The following is a 16,871-nucleotide window of genomic DNA, read 5'->3' on the forward strand; positions in this document are numbered from 1 at the left end:
AGGTCACGGCTCGAACGGGCTGTACGTGGTCAGGAGCCGCAGGTCTCCGGCCACCGGCCCGGACACCGCGACGGGCCCTCCGCTCACCGACACCAGGGCGGCCTTCTCGGTGACGATCCGCTGCGCCGTCACGCCCGGCACGGCGTCTCCCTTGACGAGGACGAGCGGCGAGGCGAGCGCTGCGGCGAGGGGACCGGTCGCCAGGGCGTCGGGCCAGTTCAGGCCGCTCGCGACGAACGCGTAGGGGCCGGGCTGGGCGTCCCCGCGCGCCACCTTGGCGGCGACGTCATACCGGTTGACGCCGCTGATCCGGCCTGTGGCGAACCCGTTGTTCTGGAGCTGCCACTCGACGGCGGTGCTGATGGCGCTCGTCCCGCCCAGCACTACGACGTCGGTGACACCGAGGTCCTTCATCGCCCGCAGCACGGCGGAGGGGACGGCGTCCTTCTTGGTGAGGAACATCGGCACGTCGAGCCGGCCGGCCTCCGCGCCACCGGTCAGCCCGTCGGGCCAGTTCTCGCCGGTCGCGAGGTAGACCTGCCGGGCCGTGCCCGGATCCCACTGGTAGGAGGCGTTGGCCGAGACCTCGTAGCGGTTGGCGCCGTCGACCCGGTGGACGTCACCACCGACCACGTAGTTGTGCAGTGCGTTGAACACCTCGGGGCCGACGGCCGCCTCGCCACCCATGACGACGATGTCCGTCGGCTGCAGCTCGCGCAGCATGGCGCGGGTGGTCGCGGGCAGGGAGCCCTGGCGCGCGAGGAGGATCGGGGCCCCGAAGTGGGCCGCGAGCGCCGAGCCGGGGATGGCGTCGGCGAAGGACTGGCCGGACGCGATCACCACGGTCTGCGAGCCGTCGACCCACGCGGTCGCAAGGTTGGCCGCGACCTCGTAGCGGTCGGCGCCGGTCGTGCGGACGACGTAGGGGTGGGATCCGTAGGCGACGACGTGGGCCCCCGGCCCGACGGTGCCCAGGCTGCGCCCGCTGAAGGCGATCGCGGCGTGGGCCGTCGCCATCAGGTCGGGAGTCGCGCTGCCGGCCACGTCAGGCAGGCTGCCGTCGGGCAGCTGCTGCGCCTCGAGCCAGGACAGGGCGGCGCTCACGTCCTCGCCGACGACGGCGAGCGCCTGGACGACGCGCGCGTTGACGACGATCGCCTGGGTGCTGTCGAACGGCCCGTCCACCTCGCCGTAGCCCCAGAGGAAGTCACGGGCACCCAGCCCGTGGCGGCGCGTGCCGGCCACGGCGTCCAGGGCGTCCAGGGCGGTCAGCGCGTCGAGCGCGGAGGCGTTGGGATAGGCGTAGAGGAGGCCGTCCCACTCCAGGAGACCGCCGGTCACCGGATCGGCCTGGGGCGCGAGGGTGTCCAGCGCCACCTGCGGCACCACGACCCCGGCGCGCGTCAGCGCCAGGGCGCACTCGGCCGCATTGGTGACCTGGCTCAGGTAACCGCCGTTCTGGTCGCACCGGCCGTTGTCGGCCAGGTCAGCGCGGACCAGCTCGACGAGGTCCACCCCGCCGAACGCCCACGGGTCTCCGCCGGTCGCCGTGACCAGCAGGGAGACGGAGGCCGCCTGCACCGGCGTGATGCCCTCGGCACCCACCTGCGCCTCGATGGCGTCGAGCAGCTGGGCGACCTTGGCGTCGTGCCCACCGACGGCCACGAGCGCGAGGGCGACCTGCGCCGTCATGTCGGGGCTGCCGTGGAGCACCCCGTCCACGTTGGTGTCCAGGTATGCCGCGGCCGCCGCCGCGGCCTCGGGCCGCGTGTCCGCCGCGGCCTGCTGAGCCACCTCGTTCGTGGCCACGAGGTCGCCCGTGCGGTCGAGGGAGGGCCCCTGCTCGTGCGCTGACACCGGGGCCAGCGCCTCCTCACGGTCGAGCGGAGGGCCAGGCTGGTCGGCACCGGCCGCGACGGCCGGCAGGCCCGCGAGACACAGGGCGAGCGCGGCGGGCAGGATCGTCGGGTTGCACTTCATCGGACAGGAGCCCCTCTGCGTGGCGCAGCCTCCTGCCGCGCGATCAGTTCGAGCCTATGACCCTCCGGCGACAGGCCGCCTCCCTCTGGAGGGGGAACGGCATACAGTCGAGGAATGAGCAGCGTCCAGCCACCGCCGCTCCCGGGCCAGGGCACTGGTCGGGAGCCTGACAACCCCTACACCCCCGCTCCGCAGGCCGCGTGGGGGGCGCCCGCCGCGTACACGACCCACCCCAAGGGCGCGACGGTGCTCGTGCTCGGGATCCTCGGGGTGACGGTCCTGCCCTTCCTGGGGCCCTTCGCGTGGGCGATGAGCCGCCGTGCGCTGCGGGAGGCCGACGCCTCGCCGGTGCCGGTGGCCAACCGGTCCTCGCTGCAGGCGGGGCTGATCCTCGGCATCATCGGCACGGCGTTCCTCGTGCTCGGCGCCCTCTGGTTCGGGGCCATGGTCATGCTCCTGGTGACCATGGGCGCCGGGATGATGGGCTGAGCGCCACCTCCGTCAGAGCCAGGCAAAAGCACTGAGCCGCGACTCGTGTCGACGAGTCGCGGCTCAGGACTGGCATGGCGGTGGCGGTGGGATTTGAACCCACGGAGGACTTGCGCCCTCACACGCTTTCGAGGCGTGCTCCTTAGGCCGCTCGGACACGCCACCGTCGGACAGGTTACCTGACGGTGAACGGCCCGCCGAAATCGTGGCCGGGCGGAGGAACCCCCATCGCCCGGGCGCGGTCAAAGGCCCATGAGGCCCTTCCTCCGGTATGCCGTGCTCGTGCCCCTTGCCCTCGTCGTCGGGTGCTCGGCCAGCAGCCCGGGGACGCAACCGCTCCCTGCCGAGGGCGCCGTCGCCACCTGGGAGCTGCTGGAGCCGGACACGGTCAACCCCACGAGCCAGCACCTCCTGATCGGCGTCACCAGGCTCGGCTGCGCCGGTGGCGTGACTGGCGAGGTGCTGAAGCCGCGGGTGGCCTACGAGGACGACCGCGTCATCATCCGGACGGACGTCGCGCGGCTGCCCCCCGGCGCTTCCACCTGTCAGGGCAACGACACGGTCCCGGTCGAGGTCGACCTGGACGAGTCCCTCGGCGCTCGCGACCTCGTCGACGCAGCCTGCCTCGAGGGCGAGGCCGTCGGCACCGCCGTCTGCCCGGCTGGACCCCGCTGGTCCTCGCCAGCGCGGGGCGCCACCGACGAGGTCCCGGACTGGGCCGCTCCCGCTGACCACTCGTTCACCGTCCACAGCTGGTGCGGCGAGCGCAGTCTCATCGGCGGCTACGGCGTGACGGTCCGGGGCGGCGCGGTGGCCGAGGTCACGGCGCACGACGACGGCCGGACCGGCATCGCCCCCGACCAGGTGCCGACGATCTCCCAGATGCTCGAGGAGGCCCGAGCCGCCGCAGCCGCGGACGGCGGGCGGGTCGAGGTCGCGGTCGACGGTGCGGGTGTGCCCCGCTGGGTCTTCGCCGATCCGGTCGAGCACGGCGTCGACGACGAGAGCTGCTACGTCATCTCCGGCTACCGCGAAGGCTGAGCGTGGTGACTTATGGCCCCTCTGGGGGCCACGACTCGCCACTGACGTGCGCGTCAAGGCGCCGGGGCCGGAAGAAGTCGAGCAGCAGCCGACCGCACTCCTCCTCGCGCACGCCGCCGACGACCTCGGGGCGGTGCAGCGCCCGGCGGTCGCGCGGCAGGTCCCACACCGAGCCGCAGGCACCGGCCTTCTCGTCCCAGGCGCCGAAGACGATGCGGTCCACCCGCGCCAGCACCGAGGCTCCCGCGCACATCGCGCACGGCTCGAGCGTCACGACGAGGGTGCACCCTTCGAGACGCCACTCCCCCAGCGTCTCCCCCGCCTCGCGCAGGGCCACGACCTCCGCGTGACCCGTCGGGTCGGCGCGCTCCTCGCGGACGTTGCGCCCGCGACCCACGACGTCGCCACCCGGCCCGATGACCACGGCCCCGATCGGCACGTCGCCCGACCCGGCCGCACGACCGGCCTCGGCGAGCGCGAGACCCATCCACGCGGCATACCCCTCCTGCCCCCAGGTGATCCGCGGAACACCTGCGGACCGGCTGTCGTCGACGTCGCTCACGACCTAGAGTCTGACCCATGCGCGTCCACGTTGCCGACCACCCGCTGATCGCCCACAAGCTGACCTACCTGCGGGACAAGCGCACCGACACCCCCACCTTCCGCCGGCTCGCGGACGAGCTGGTGACGCTGCTCGCCTACGAGGCCACGCGCGAGGTGCGGGTCTCGCCGTTCGAGATCGAGACCCCGGTGGCGACGACGACCGGCATCCACCTCGCCTCCCCCAAGCCGCTGGTCGTGCCGATCCTGCGCGCGGGGCTGGGGATGCTCGACGGCATGATGCGCATGCTGCCGACCGCCGAGGTCGGCTTCCTCGGGCTGGTCCGCAACGAGGAGACGCTGGAGGCGCACACCTACGCCAACCGCCTGCCGGAGGACCTCGACAAGCGGCAGTGCTACGTCCTGGACCCGATGCTCGCGACCGGTGGCACGCTCATCGCCGCGATCCAGTACCTCGTGGAGCGCGGCGCCGACGACATCACCGCGATCACCCTCCTCTCGGCGCCGGAGGGCATCGAGCGGGTGCAGGCCGAGCTCGCCCACATCGACCTGCCGGTCACGCTGGTGACCGGAGCGATCGACGAGCGGCTCAACGAGCACGGCTACATCGTGCCGGGTCTCGGCGACGCCGGCGACCGCCTCTACGGCGTCGTCTGAGATGGTGCGGGGTATGCCGACCCGCACCTCCTCGCAGCCCTCACGCCGGTCCCAGGTCGAGCCCTTCCACGTCATGGAGGTGCTCAAGGCCGCGGCCGGGCGCCAGCGCACCCACGGTGACGTCATCATGCTGTGCGCCGGGCAGCCGTCCACGCCGGCGCCGGCCGCCGCGCGCTCGCGGGCGGTCGAGGTGATCGACGCCGAGGTGCTCGGCTACACCGAGTCGACCGGGATCCTGCCGCTGCGCGAGGCGATCGCGCGCTACCACCACCGGGTCTCGGGCGTCGACGTGCACCCGGACGAGGTCGTCGTCTTCCCCGGGTCCTCGGGCGCCTTCACCGCGCTCTTCCTGGCCGCCTTCGACGTCGGCGACGTGGTGGCGATGACGCGACCCGGCTACCCGGCCTACCGCAACACCCTCCAGGCGCTCGGGTGCGAGGTCGTCGAGCTCGACTGCGGTCCGGACACCCGCTACCAGCCGACCGTCGCACACCTGGAGGCGCTGGCTGCGTCGTCGGGGCCTCCCGCCGGTCTCATCGTCGCCTCGCCCGCCAACCCGACGGGCACGGTCATCGACAGCCACGTGCTGGCCGAGCTCGCCGAGTGGTGCGAGGCGCACGGGACGCTGCTGGTCAGCGACGAGATCTACCACGGGCTCTCCTACGAGCGGCCGACCGCGTGCGCCTGGGAGACCTCGCGCGAGGCGGTCGTCGTCGGCTCGGTCAGCAAGTACTTCTCGATGACCGGCTGGCGCCTCGGCTGGCTCCTCGCCCCGGAGGCGCTGCGCAGACCGCTGGAGGTCGTGACCGGCAACCTCAACATCTGCGCGCCGGCGATCTCCCAGCACGCCGCCCTCGGCGCGTTCACCGAGCAGGCGCGCGTAGAGCTCGACGGGCACCGCTCCCGGTATGCCGCCACGCGCGAGCTCCTGATCCGTCGCCTCCCCGAGCTGGGGCTGCACGACTACGCCCCGCCGGACGGCGCCTTCTACGCCTGGCTCGACATCGCTCACCTCACCGACGACTCGGTGACGTGGTGCCGCGAGCTGCTCGACGACTGCGGTGTGGCGCTGACGCCCGGGGTGGACTTCGACACGGCCGAGGGCCACCGCAAGGTGCGGTTGTCCTTCGCCGGCTCGACCCAGGAGGTCGCCGAGGCGCTGGACCGGATGGCGGCCTCACCCCTGCTGCGGCCGCGCGGCTGACCCCGACGCGCGGACCGGCGCGCTGCACGGCATACCCCGTCCCTTCTGCCACACTGGCACCAGACTGTGCCCACCGATCCCGGAGGACTCCGATGCCACCCACGGTCAAGAAGGTCCTGCACTGGTTGGTGTGGGGATTCCTGATCTACGCGATCATCACCAACCCCGACCGCGCCGCCGACATCGTCCGCGCGATCTGGGACATCATCAGCCAGGGCGTGCTCAACATCGGTCGGTTCTTCAGCAGCATCGTCAACGGCTAGGGCGGACCAGGCGCCACCATGGCCTCCGACACCAGCCCCTCGCTGCGGATCAGCCGCCGGGTCCTGGATCGCTACCTGCTGCAGGGCGAGGTGCCCGTCGTCGCGACCCGGCAGCACTGGGCCGTGCTCGCGGAGCCCTTCGCCACCACGCTCGGCGCCCTGCTCCTCGTGGGCTGGCTCGTGGCCAACCTCGACGCGCGGACCGCGGTGCTCGGCGGCCCGCTGTGGCTGGCGTGGCTGGTCGTCGTCGGGCGCGCGGTCTGGAAGCTGCTGGCCTGGCACAACGACTGGTTCGTCGCGACCGACCGGCGCCTCCTCCTGGTCTACGGGCTGATCTCGCAGCGGGTGGCGATGATGCCGCTCAACAAGGTCACGGACATGAACTACCAGCGCTCGATCCTCGGGCGGCTCCTCGGCTACGGCCGGTTCGTGCTGGAGTCGGCCGGCCAGGACCAGGCGATGCGCGAGATCGACTTCCTGCCCGACCCGGACGAGAAGTACCGCCGCATCTGCGCCATCCTCTTCCGCGACCAGCCACGGACCGGTGGCGAGCAGGGGGCCCGGGCCGCCGCGGGCCGGGCCTTCGCCGAGCACGCCGAGACCGACCCCTTCGAGACGGCCGACGTCGACGACGAGAGGCCCGGCTTCGGCGACCGCTTCGACCCCGACGTCGCACGGGTCCGCCCCCTGGGGGGCCAGCGTCGGCGGTGGGAGCCGGTCGAACGGCACGAGCTGCCCTCGGACTGGGACTGGGTCGACGACGAGGCACGCCGCGCCCGCGCCGCCACCCGCGGGAGGACCGAGCGGCGGGTCGCGGTCGACCCGGACCCCACGCCATACCGCTGAGAGCGCCTGGCGCTCCACGGGGACAGCGCAGGATTGTCGGTCGATACTCACAGGATGACCACGGTGCGGATCGCTGCCGAACGTCTCGCGGACACCACGCTGCCCACGGCGCACGGGACCTTCCGGCTCACGGCATACCGGGACAGCGACGGGCACGAGCACGTCGCGCTGAGCCTCGGGCTGGCGGACGGGGCGGGCGACGGGCCGGGCGCTGCTCCGGCGGCCCCGCTGGTCAGGCTGCACTCGGAGTGCCTCACCGGGGACGCGCTCGGCTCGCGCCGCTGCGACTGCGGGGAGCAGCTGCACCAGGCGCTGGCGGCGGTCGCGGCGGCCGGGCGCGGCGCCGTGCTCTACCTGCGCGGCCATGAGGGGCGCGGGATCGGGCTGGTCGAGAAGATGAGGGCCTACGCCCTGCAGGACGGCGGCCTGGACACCGTGGACGCCAACCTCGCGCTCGGCCATCCTGCCGACGCGCGGACCTATGCCGCCGCTGCGGCGATCCTCGACGACCTCGGCGTCGGGGCCGTGCGTCTGCTCAGCTCCAACCCGGCCAAGGAGGCGGCGCTGCGCGAGCTGGGGATCGAGGTCGTGGCCCGCGAACGCCTGACGGTGGCCGCCCGCCCGGAGAACGTCCGCTATCTGACCACCAAGCGGGAGCGGATGGGCCACGACGGCCCGCCGGTCGACGACTGGGAGGCTCTCCTGTCCGGCGTGGTCCCGGCGGCGGGGGATCTCGCGGATCGGTATGGCGCGCTCGTGGCCCATGCGGGTCCGCTCGTCCTCGCGCAGCTGGGTCAGAGCCTGGACGGCTTCATCGCGAGCCGCACCGGGGACGCGCGGTTCGTCACCGGCGAGGAGGACCGGGAGCACCTCCACCGCCTGCGGGCGCTCGTGGACGCCGTCGTGGTCGGTGGCGCCACCGCCGCCCGGGACGACTGCCGCCTGACCGTGCGCGACGTGCCCGGGCCGCACCCCACGCGGGTGGTGCTGGACCCCGGGGGGCGACTGCCTCGGGAGACCGCCCTGCTCACCGACGGGGTCGCTCCGACCATCTGGGTGGTGGGGCCGCAGGTGACGTGCGGCGAGGACGAGCCGGGCGCCGGGCTGGCGCCGCACGTCGAGCTGGTGCGGTGGCCCGGCTCCTGGGCGATGGACCCCGCCGCGGTGCTCGACCTGCTGGCGGACCGCGGTCTGGAGCGTGTGCTCGTGGAGGGTGGTGGCCGGCTGGTCTCCGCCTTCGTGGCCGCGGGGGTCGTCGACCGGCTCTTCCTGACGACCGCACCGGTGCTCGTGGGGGACGGCGTGCCGGGCCTGCGCGTCGAGGGCCGCGACAGCATGGCCGAGGCCCTGCGCCCGACGGCCCGCCGCTGGCTCGCCGGCGAGGACGTCGTCACCGAGCTCGTCCTGCGCCCCTGACTCCCTCGCCCATCCCCACCCCCCTCCCCACCGAGCGCGCCGAGTGGTTGGCTCGTGAGGCTGCACACCACGTCAGGCGCTCGGTGGGATGTGGGGGAGGACGAGCAGGTCGACGTGGCCGACGCCGACGCGCAGCTGGCCCGCGTCGGCCTGCGCTCCGCGTCGGGCGTGCCAGGCGGTGACCTCGTCGGGAGGCAGGGAGCCCTCCTCCAGCACCGCGTCCACCCGCTCGTCGAGCCAGCGACGGAGCAGCTGCGGACGCTCCGGGCCGAGGCGCCACGGGGTCCGGGCGACGGTCACGCCGAGTCCGCGGGCCACGAGCAACCGGGCCATCTCCCGCGCGGCGTCAGGCCCCGGCCGCCCGCCGCGCCGCTGGTGCGCGTCGAACGCCCGACGCACACCGTGGTCGAGCACCTCGCCCGGATCGAACCGCACGCTTCCGTCCACCGTCAGGGTCAGCAGCGCCCGCCCGCCGGAGTCCACCACAGCGTCGGCGAACCGCTCCAGCTCCGGCCCCGACAGGACGTCCAGGAGCGCAGCGCACGTCAGCAGCCTGAGGTCGCCCCGCGGCGGCAGGTCGCGCAACACCTCCGGCAGGTCCACCACCCCGGCCGCGACCCGCACCGCGTCGCCGTGCCCGGCCTCGCGCAGGTGGTCGGCGTCATGGTCGACCACCACCCACTCCTGCGCCCACGGCAGCCGGGGCCGCAGGTAGCCGGCGTTCGCCCCGGTCCCGGCCCCCACGTCCACGATCTCCACCACCTCCGCCCCGCTCTCGACCAGGTGCTCCCCCAGCCGGGCGAGCAGGTGGGACCCACCACGGTCGCGCGCCTCCTCGTCCTCCGCCCGGCGCAGCGCCAGCCACCCGCAGTCCGCCCTCACGGGCGTCTGCTCGCTCATCGCCGCACCCCCGCCAGCTGCTCCAGCGCCTCGGTGACGGTCCCCGCCGTCACGTCCCACCCCGGCAGCTCCCCACGCCGGGCGAGCGCGGCGGCCCGCCAACCACGCCGCACCTCGCCGTCGGTCAGCCACCGCCTCAGCACCCGCACCATCTCCTCCGGGCCTCCCACGTCGACGGCTGCCCCGGGCGGGCCCCCGGCCCGGTCCGGTGCGCCCAGCGCCTCCTCGGCCCCGGTCCCCCGGCCCACCACCGTCGGTATGCCGCGCGCGTGCGCCTCGGTCACGACCAGGCCGTAGGTCTCGCTGCGGGACGGGTGGACCAGCAGGTCGGTCGCCGCCCAGACCCGGTCGCGCACCTCCCCGACGACCGCTCCCGGCCAGCTGACCCGCTCCTCGAGGCCCAGCGCGGCGGCCCGCGCGCGCAGCCGCCGCAGGTGCGCAGCGTCCGGCTGCGGCCCGGCCAGCACGGCCCGCCACGGCAGGTCCCGCATCCCGGCGAGCGCCTCGAGGAGCAGCCCGTGGTTCTTCAGCGGCGTCACCGCGGCGAGGGTCAGGAGCTGAGGTATGCCCTGCGAGCCGGCCGAGACGGGCGCCGGGTCGACGCCGGGAGGCGCCACGAGCACCCGACCTCCGGCGATCCGGTAGCGCTCCCCCACCTCGGCGGCCGCCCGCCCGCTCGGGACCACGACGAGCCCGACGGCGCCCAGCGCCCTTGCCTCCGCCTCGTCGAGCAGCGCCGCCCTCTCCCCCGTCTCCCCCGCGCCGACCGAGAGCCTCGAGTGGAGCAGCACCGCCGTGGGCCGCACCCAGGCGCAGGCCTGCAGCTCATCCGGGGCGGCACACCCGACGAGCCCGTCCACCAGCACGACCTCCTGCCTGCCACCCACCACCAGCACCTCGCCCAGCGCCCGCAGCGCGTCCCCGTCGGGCCACGGCCACCCACCGGCCGCGCGGACCGTCCGCACCCGCACGCCGTGGCCGGCGAGCGCGGAGGCGAGGGCGGCGTCATACCGGTCCCCGCCGCTGGGCGCCGTCGGGGGGCGGTCGGGCACGACGAGGAGGACCCTCACCAGCGCAGCCGCAGGCGGTAGGACGCCCAGGCGTCGGGGTGCTCGCGCAGGACCACGGTGACGGCGGACAGCCCCGCCGCCCCGAGACGGTCGGCCAGCCGCTCGGCCACCCACCGCGCCAGCACCTCGGTCGTCGTCAGCCGACCCACGAACTCCTCCAGCTCGTCCAGGTTGCGGTAGGCCAACGGCTCGAGCGCCTCGGCGAGCGCGGCCGTCGCCTCGCCGATGTCCACCACGATCCCGTGCTCGTCGAGGTCGGGACGCTCCAGCGAGGCCTCGACGACGTAGGTGGCGCCGTGCAGCCGCTGCGCCGGGCCGAACGCCGGGTCCGGTAGCGAGTGCGCCACCATGACGTGGTCGCGGACGGTGAGGGTGAACATGGTCCTCCTGGTGGCTGCGGGACGGGTCAGGGGCTGGCGTAGGAGACGAGGTGGCACGGGCCAGGCTCCCCGGCGGCCAGGCGGTCCAGGAGGCCGGGCAGGTCCTCGAAGGGCGTCGGCCCGGCGAGCAGGGCGTCCAGCGCGGGGTATGCCGCGGCCCGCACCGCGAGCGCCATCCGGTCGACGGGGGTGCGGCGCACGGAGCGCGCCGGGCTGACCCGGCTCACCTGGCTGGCGCGCAGCCGGAGGCGTCGCGCGTGGACGACGCCGCCCAGGTCGAGGGAGACGGCGGTGTCGCCGTACCAGGACAGCTCGACCACCTCGCCCTCGTCGCCGAGCAGCTCGAGGGCCCGTTGCAGCCCCGCGCCGGTCGCCGAGGCGTGGAGCACGACGTCGCAACCGCCGGCCGCCTTCGCCGGCGCCACGCCCCGCGCGCCGAGCCCGGCCGCGAGCGCCCGCCGCCCCGGGTCGGGGTCGACGAGCTCCAGGCGCTCCAGCGGCATCCGGCCCAGCAGCGCGGTCACGCACAGCCCGACCATCCCGCCGCCGACCACCGCCACCCGGTCGCCGTAGAGCGGCCCCGCGTCCCACAGCGCGTTGACCGCCGTCTCGAGGGTGCCGAGGAGCACCGCGCGCCGGTCGGGCACGTCGTCGGGCAGCGCCGTGAGGGCGGTGACGGGCACGACATACCGGTCCTGGTGGGGGTGCAGGCAGAAGACGCGCCGGCCCACCCACCCCGGCTCCCCCGCCTCGACGACGCCGACGGACAGGTAGCCGTACTTCACCGGCCCGGGCAGGTCACCGACCTGGAAGGGCGCCCGCATCCGCTCGGCGACCTCGGGCGGGACGCCCCCGCGGTGGACCAGCAGCTCGGTGCCGCGGCTCACGGCGGACAGGGTGGCGCGCACCAGCGCCTCGCCCCGGCCGGGCTCGGGCAGCTCCTCGACGCGCAGAACGCCGCGGCCGGGGGCCTCGGTCCAGTAGGCGCGGGCCTCCATCGCTGCATTCTTGCGCCGCGCGCCGACATCCGCAGGCGGAGCCCGTCCGTACACCTAGGGTGACCACGATGAGGCCCGCCCCGCCCCTGGCCGGTCCGCCGGCGCGCGTGACCCCCGCCGACGTCGTCACGCTGGCGCGGGGCGCGGTGGTGCTCGTCCTCGCCGCCCTCGTGGCCGCCGCGCTGGCCGCGGGCGCGCCGACCCGCGCCTGGTGGGTGGTCGTGCTCGGCGTGGTCGTCTGGTCCGCGGACGCCCTGGACGGGTACGTCGCACGCCGCACCGGGTCCGTCACCGAGCACGGGGCGCGGCTCGACTCCGGCGTCGACGGCGCGCTGGTCCTCGTGGTCGCGGTGGCGCTCGCCCCCGTGGCCCCCTGGGCGCTGGTCGGCGGGCTGCTCTACCCCGTCTTCCTGCTCGTCCAGGTCTGGCGGCGGCGCTGGCGGCGGACCCTGCCCTTCCGCGCCGCGCGCCGGCTCGCGGGAGGCACCCTGACCGGCACCCTGGTCATCGCGGCCGCACCCTTCTGGCCGGAGCCGGCGGTGCAGGTCGCGGTGGCCGCGGCGGTCGCGTGGGTGGTCTGGTCCTTCGCCGTGGACGTGCGGTGGCTGGAGCAGGCCGGCTGAGTCCTTAGACTTTGCTGCCATGGCAGTCCGTCCCATCACCGTCATCGGCCACAAGGCCCTCCACTCCCCGACCAAGAAGGTCAAGGAGGTCACCGACGAGATCCGCACCCTCGTCGCGGACATGTACGACACGATGGAGGCGGCCGACGGCGTCGGTCTCGCGGCCAACCAGGTCGGCTCGCGGCTGCGCATCTTCGTCTACGACTGCCCGGTGCCCGACGGCCCCAACGCGCGGGGCGAGGTGATCAACCCCGTCCTCGAGCGCCTCGGCACCCCGGCCCCCGTTGACGAGGAGGAGGACGGCGAGGGCTGCCTCTCCGTCCCCGGCGAGTGGTTCCCCCTGGCCCGTCACCCGCGCGCCCGCGTCACCGGCACCGACCTCGAGGGCAACGAGGTCGTCATCGAGGGCGAGGGCCTGCTCGCCCGCTGCCTGCAGCACGAGACGGACCACCTCGACGGTTACCTGTATGTCGACCGCCTCACCGCGCGCTTCAAGAGCGAGGCCCGCGAGGCGGTCAAGGACCGCGGCTGGGCCGCCGACGGCGTCCTCAGGTGGGACCCGTCGAGCACCACCGCCGACAAGGTCTGAGCCGCCCTGGGCCCCGGGCGTCCCTCACGCGGGGGCCAGGACCGGGTCCGGGTGGTCGTGCCCGTGGGTGGTGCCGGCCTGCGCGCCGGCCGCGCACGACAGCAGCTCGGCGATCCGTCCCCGGCAGCCACCGCACCCGGTGCCGGCGCGGGTCGCGCGGCCGACGTCCTCGACGGTCACCGCACCGGCGGCAGCAGCCTCGGTCACGGTCCCCGCGGGGACCCCGTTGCACCAGCACACGGTGGCCGCCGGGTCGTCCGGCCCGGAGCTGACCGTCGCCTCGTGCGCGGAGTCGAGACGCAGCACGACGCCCGGGTCCTCGGGCAGCTCGGCACCCCGCTCGAGGAGGAGCGTCAGCTCGGCACCGGCCCGGGGAGCCCCCACGGCGACGAAACCGTCGAGCACGCCGTCCCGGGCGACCGTCCTGACGTAGCGACCGCGGGCCGGGTCCAGCCACTGGGACACCTCGCGGGCACCGTCGACCGCCTCGTCCCACGGGTCGACGTCGACGGTGCCGCCGGCGACGACGTCGACTCCGCTGGCCTTGACCATGACGACGTGCGGGCGGCGGGGGGCGGGCCCGCGGTCGACCGGCGACCGCCCCTCGGCCTCGGCGACGAGCCGGGACGCGAGCGCCTCGGCCTGCCGCCACCCGGGTGCGAGCAGCCCGGAGGGGGCACCCCCGACCCGCCCGTCGGGACCCCGGTCACCCGGGGCCGCGACCTGGGCGCAGTCACCGACGGCGAACACGTCAGGGTCGCCCCAGCAGCGCAGGTCCGGCTCGACCAGGATGCCGAACTCCGTGTCCAGCCCTGCCGCCTCAGCCAGCTCGGTGCGCGGCCGCACCCCGCAGGAGAGGAGGAGCAGGTCTCCGCCGACGAACGTGCCGTCGGCGCACACCAGCCCCCGGAACTGCGCCCCCGAGCCGGTCTGCCGCAGGCTCACCGACTCGGCCACGGCGTGCGCGTGCACCTCGACCCCGGCCCGTCGGGCAGCACGGGCGAGCATGCGCCCGCCGTCCCGGTCCAGGGTGCCCGCCATCGGGGTCTCCCCGGTGTGGACGACGCTCACCTCCGCGCCCACGTCGCGCACGGCGAGCGCGATCTCCATCCCGAGGACGCCGGCGCCCAGGACCACGACCCGACCGCGGGTCCCCACGACCTCGCGCACCGTCTCGGCGTCGCGCAGGTCGCGCAGCGTCACCACGCCACGCGGGCGCACGGCCCGACCCCGGTCGAGGTCGCCCGTCGCGTCGGGCGGGGCCGAGGGGACGCGGCCGACCCCCTCGAGACCGCCCAGCCGGGGCACGTTGGCGCGTGAGCCGGTGGCGAGCACCAGCCGGTCGTACGGGACGTGGTCCCCCGCTCCCGTGCGCACCCTCTGCCGGTAGCGGTCCACCGCGACCGCCGCCTCGGCCGTGCGGATCGTCACCCCCGCCGCGCGGGCGGCGGCCGTGTCGGTGATCTCCAGCCGCTGCCGGCCGGTGCGGCCGACGGCATACTCCCCCACCAGCACGCGGTTGTAGGCGTCCTCCGCCTCGGCCCCGAGGACGGTCAGGGTCATCGACCCGGCCGCGACGGCCGGCAGGAGACCCTCGACGAACCGGGCACCCACGGGGCCGTAGCCGACGAGGACGACGCGCGAGGGGCGGGCGGCGGCGGGCGCCGGGGGCCGGACGGGCTGGTTCACGGGAGGTCCTCCTGGTCGGCCTCGTCGTCGGGAGGCCCGACGACGACGAGGGTGCGCTTGAACTCGGGCATCCGCGAGACGGGGTCCACCGCCGCCTCGGTGAGCAGGTTGGTGCACTCGGCCCCGGCGTAGTGGAAGGGCAGGAACACGGTGTCGAGGCGCATCCCGGGGCTGAGCCGGAGCCGGGCCCGCACGCTGCCGCGGGGGCTGCGCACCGACACCTCATCCCCCTCGACCAGCCGCAGCCGGGACGCGGTCGCCGGGTGCAGCTCGGCCGTGAGCCGCGGCTGCGCGGCGAGCAGCTCGGGCACCCGACGGGTCTGCGCCCCGGACTGGTAGTGCTCGAGCAGCCGTCCGGTGATCATCGTCAGCTGGCCCCCGCGCTGCCCCAGGGGCTCGCGCACGACGGGCGTGACCGGCACCAGCCTGGCCCGCCCGCCCGGCCGCGGGAAGCGGTCCGCGAAGAGCCGGGGGGTCCCGACGACGTCACCCTCCACCGTCACCCGGCTCCCAGGCTCGGGTATGACGTGGGCCGGGCAGGGCCAGTAGGCCGCCACCCCGGTGTCGAGCAGGCGGTGCGAGAGCCCGGAGTAGTCCGCGGGGCCGCCGGCGCTGGCGCGCGCGAGCTCGTCGAAGACCTGGGCGGGCTCCGTGGGCCACGCCCCCGGGGCGTCGAGGAGGCGGGCCAGCTCGGCGAGCACCCACAGGTCGCTGCGCGCCTCACCGGGTGGCGGCACGGCGGCCCGGCGGCGCAGCACCCGCCCCTCCAGCGAGGTCGTCGTCCCCTCCTCCTCGGCCCACTGGGTCACCGGGAGGACGACGTCGGCCAGCTCGGCGGTCTCGGAGAGGACGAAGTCGCAGACGACGAGCAGGTCGAGCCCGCCCAGACCCGCGCGGACCGCGCCCGCGTCGGGAGCGCTGACGACGACGTTGGAGCCGTGGACGAGCAGGGCCCGCACGCCGCCGGGTCTGCCCATCGAGGCCAGCAGCTCGACGGCGGGCAGTCCCGGGCCGGGCATCTCGTCGGCGGCGACGCCCCACACGCCGGCCACGTGCTTGCGGGCGGCCGGGTCGGAGATCGAGCGGTAGCCGGGCAGCTGGTCGCACTTCTGGCCGTGCTCGCGACCCCCCTGCCCGTTGCCCTGCCCGGTGAGGGTGCCGTAGCCGGAGCCGGGCCGGCCGACCAGCCCGAGGACGAGCGCCAGGTTGATCGCCGCGGTGGCGGTGTCCGCGCCGTCGACGTGCTGCTCGACGCCGCGCCCGGTGATGACGTAGACGCCGTTCCCGGCCGCCAGCCGTCGGGCGACGTCGCGGATCCGGCCGACCGGCACCCCCGTGACCTGCTGGACGCGCTCGGGCCACCACGCGTTGACGCTGAGCCGCAGCTCGCGCAGCCCCTCGGTCCGCTCCCCCAGGTAGGCCTCGTCGGCCAGCCCCTCGGCCAGCACCACGTGCGTGAGCCCGAGGAGCAGGACGAGGTCGGTGCCCGGCGCGGGGGCCAGGTGCGTGCCCCCGCCCTCGGCGGTGAGCTCGGCCGTCTGCGACCGGCGGGGGTCGACCACGACGAGACCACCGCGCTCGCGTGCCCCCTGCAGGTGCGAGAGCAGCGGCGGCATCGTGGCGGCGGGGTTGGAACCGAGGAGCAGGATCGTCGAGGCGGCGTCGAGGTCGGTGACCGGGAAGGGGAGACCCCGGTCCACACCCAGCGCCCGGTTGGCCGCCGCCGCTGCCGACGACATGCAGAAGCGGCCGTTGTAGTCGATGCGGGAGGTGCCGAGGGCGACCCGGGCGAACTTGCCCAGGTGGTAGGCCTTCTCGTTGGTCAGTCCGCCGCCGCCGAAGACACCGACCGCGTCCGCGCCGTGGCGCCGGCGCACGTCCCGCAGGCCGTCGGCGACCACCGCCAGCGCGCGCTCCCACGTGGCCGCGACCAGGTCGCCGTCGGCGTCACGGACGAGCGGGCGGGTGACCCGGTCGCCGACGGTGAGCACCTCGGCGGCGGTCCACCCCTTGCGGCACAGCCCGCCCCGGTTGGTGGGGAACTCGCGCGGGGCCACCTCGACCGTGCGCCCCGCAGGGGTGAGACGCATGCCGCACTGCAGGGCGCAGTAGGGGCAGTGGGTGTCGGTCGCGGAGGTGATGGTCGCGGAGGTGATGGTCATGTC

General features: G+C 75.2%; 17 protein-coding genes and 1 tRNA gene. 9 read left to right on the plus strand and 9 right to left on the minus strand.

Annotated features, from left to right (window positions below):
- Positions 1–3: 3 nt before the first annotated feature.
- The gene (locus IEV65_RS13220; protein WP_188431518.1) at positions 4–1,980 is read right to left on the minus strand and encodes a cell wall-binding repeat-containing protein; all 1,977 of its coding nucleotides are present in this window, start codon (positions 1,978–1,980) and stop codon (positions 4–6) included.
- Between the two features lie 114 nt (positions 1,981–2,094).
- On the opposite strand from IEV65_RS13220, the gene IEV65_RS13225 reads away from it, so the two are divergent.
- The gene (locus IEV65_RS13225) at positions 2,095–2,469 is read left to right on the plus strand and encodes a type 2 periplasmic-binding domain-containing protein (RefSeq protein WP_188431520.1); all 375 of its coding nucleotides are present in this window, start codon (positions 2,095–2,097) and stop codon (positions 2,467–2,469) included.
- Between the two features lie 75 nt (positions 2,470–2,544).
- Here IEV65_RS13225 and IEV65_RS13230 read toward each other — a convergent pair.
- A tRNA-Ser gene (locus IEV65_RS13230) sits at positions 2,545–2,634 on the minus strand.
- 87 nt (positions 2,635–2,721) lie between these two features.
- Here IEV65_RS13230 and IEV65_RS13235 point away from each other — a divergent pair.
- Positions 2,722–3,510 (plus strand): DUF6174 domain-containing protein, encoded by a 789-nt coding sequence (locus tag IEV65_RS13235; RefSeq protein WP_188431522.1) that lies wholly within the window; start codon positions 2,722–2,724, stop codon positions 3,508–3,510.
- A 10-nt stretch (positions 3,511–3,520) separates the two neighbouring features.
- On the opposite strand, the gene IEV65_RS13240 is transcribed toward IEV65_RS13235, so the two are convergent.
- Entirely contained in the window at positions 3,521–3,997 is a 477-nt protein-coding gene (locus IEV65_RS13240) for a nucleoside deaminase (protein ID WP_188431622.1), read from the minus strand.
- A 92-nt stretch (positions 3,998–4,089) separates the two neighbouring features.
- On the opposite strand from IEV65_RS13240, the gene upp reads away from it, so the two are divergent.
- The 5 genes from upp (at position 4,090) to ribA (ending at position 8,457) form a co-directional block, all read left to right on the plus strand.
- Positions 4,090–4,728, plus strand: a complete 639-nt coding sequence (upp, locus tag IEV65_RS13245; protein ID WP_188431524.1) for a uracil phosphoribosyltransferase — start codon at positions 4,090–4,092, stop codon at positions 4,726–4,728.
- A 13-nt stretch (positions 4,729–4,741) separates the two neighbouring features.
- Positions 4,742–5,932, plus strand: a complete 1,191-nt coding sequence (locus tag IEV65_RS13250; RefSeq protein ID WP_188431526.1) for an aminotransferase class I/II-fold pyridoxal phosphate-dependent enzyme — start codon at positions 4,742–4,744, stop codon at positions 5,930–5,932.
- Positions 5,933–6,024: 92 nt separating this feature from the next.
- The gene (locus IEV65_RS13255) at positions 6,025–6,195 is read left to right on the plus strand and encodes a hypothetical protein (RefSeq protein WP_188431528.1); all 171 of its coding nucleotides are present in this window, start codon (positions 6,025–6,027) and stop codon (positions 6,193–6,195) included.
- Between the two features lie 18 nt (positions 6,196–6,213).
- Complete coding sequence (locus IEV65_RS13260) at positions 6,214–7,041, plus strand: PH domain-containing protein (protein WP_188431530.1); 828 nt, start codon at positions 6,214–6,216, stop codon at positions 7,039–7,041.
- A 54-nt stretch (positions 7,042–7,095) separates the two neighbouring features.
- Positions 7,096–8,457, plus strand: coding sequence for a GTP cyclohydrolase II (gene ribA, locus IEV65_RS13265; protein WP_188431532.1), 1,362 nt, complete (start codon positions 7,096–7,098; stop codon positions 8,455–8,457).
- Positions 8,458–8,529: 72 nt separating this feature from the next.
- On the opposite strand, the gene IEV65_RS13270 is transcribed toward ribA, so the two are convergent.
- From IEV65_RS13270 to IEV65_RS13285, 4 genes are read right to left on the minus strand one after another with little or no spacing between them, the layout of a single operon-like run.
- Positions 8,530–9,357: a class I SAM-dependent methyltransferase gene (locus IEV65_RS13270; protein WP_188431534.1), complete on the minus strand. Its 828-nt coding sequence runs from the start codon at positions 9,355–9,357 to the stop codon at positions 8,530–8,532.
- A complete protein-coding gene (locus tag IEV65_RS13275) occupies positions 9,354–10,409 on the minus strand; it encodes a glycosyltransferase family 4 protein (RefSeq protein WP_188431536.1) in 1,056 nt (351 codons plus the stop codon). Before IEV65_RS13275 ends, IEV65_RS13270 begins: the two co-directional genes overlap by 4 nt.
- Positions 10,410–10,423: 14 nt before the next feature.
- Entirely contained in the window at positions 10,424–10,807 is a 384-nt protein-coding gene (locus tag IEV65_RS13280; RefSeq protein ID WP_188431538.1) for a 6-pyruvoyl trahydropterin synthase family protein, read from the minus strand.
- Positions 10,808–10,833: 26 nt separating this feature from the next.
- The gene (locus IEV65_RS13285; RefSeq protein ID WP_188431540.1) at positions 10,834–11,805 is read right to left on the minus strand and encodes a zinc-dependent alcohol dehydrogenase; all 972 of its coding nucleotides are present in this window, start codon (positions 11,803–11,805) and stop codon (positions 10,834–10,836) included.
- A 68-nt stretch (positions 11,806–11,873) separates the two neighbouring features.
- Here IEV65_RS13285 and IEV65_RS13290 point away from each other — a divergent pair, with 68 nt between their 5' ends.
- The gene (locus tag IEV65_RS13290; protein ID WP_188431542.1) at positions 11,874–12,428 is read left to right on the plus strand and encodes a CDP-alcohol phosphatidyltransferase family protein; all 555 of its coding nucleotides are present in this window, start codon (positions 11,874–11,876) and stop codon (positions 12,426–12,428) included.
- 19 nt (positions 12,429–12,447) lie between these two features.
- Positions 12,448–13,017: a peptide deformylase gene (gene def / locus IEV65_RS13295; RefSeq protein WP_188431544.1), complete on the plus strand. Its 570-nt coding sequence runs from the start codon at positions 12,448–12,450 to the stop codon at positions 13,015–13,017.
- A gap of 24 nt (positions 13,018–13,041) precedes the next feature.
- On the opposite strand, the gene IEV65_RS13300 is transcribed toward def, so the two are convergent.
- Both IEV65_RS13300 and IEV65_RS13305 read right to left on the minus strand, forming a co-directional pair.
- Entirely contained in the window at positions 13,042–14,706 is a 1,665-nt protein-coding gene (locus tag IEV65_RS13300; RefSeq protein WP_229735268.1) for an FAD-dependent oxidoreductase, read from the minus strand.
- Positions 14,703–16,868 carry a molybdopterin oxidoreductase family protein gene (locus tag IEV65_RS13305; protein ID WP_229735269.1) on the minus strand — a complete coding sequence of 722 codons (2,166 nt, stop codon included), beginning with the start codon at positions 16,866–16,868 and terminating at the stop codon, positions 14,703–14,705. The genes IEV65_RS13300 and IEV65_RS13305 overlap by 4 nt, the downstream gene beginning before the upstream one ends.
- Positions 16,869–16,871 lie beyond the last annotated feature (3 nt).

It is taken from the genome of Ornithinimicrobium tianjinense, from assembly GCF_014636495.1.
Classification (GTDB): Bacteria; Actinomycetota; Actinomycetes; order Actinomycetales; family Dermatophilaceae; genus Ornithinicoccus; species Ornithinicoccus tianjinensis.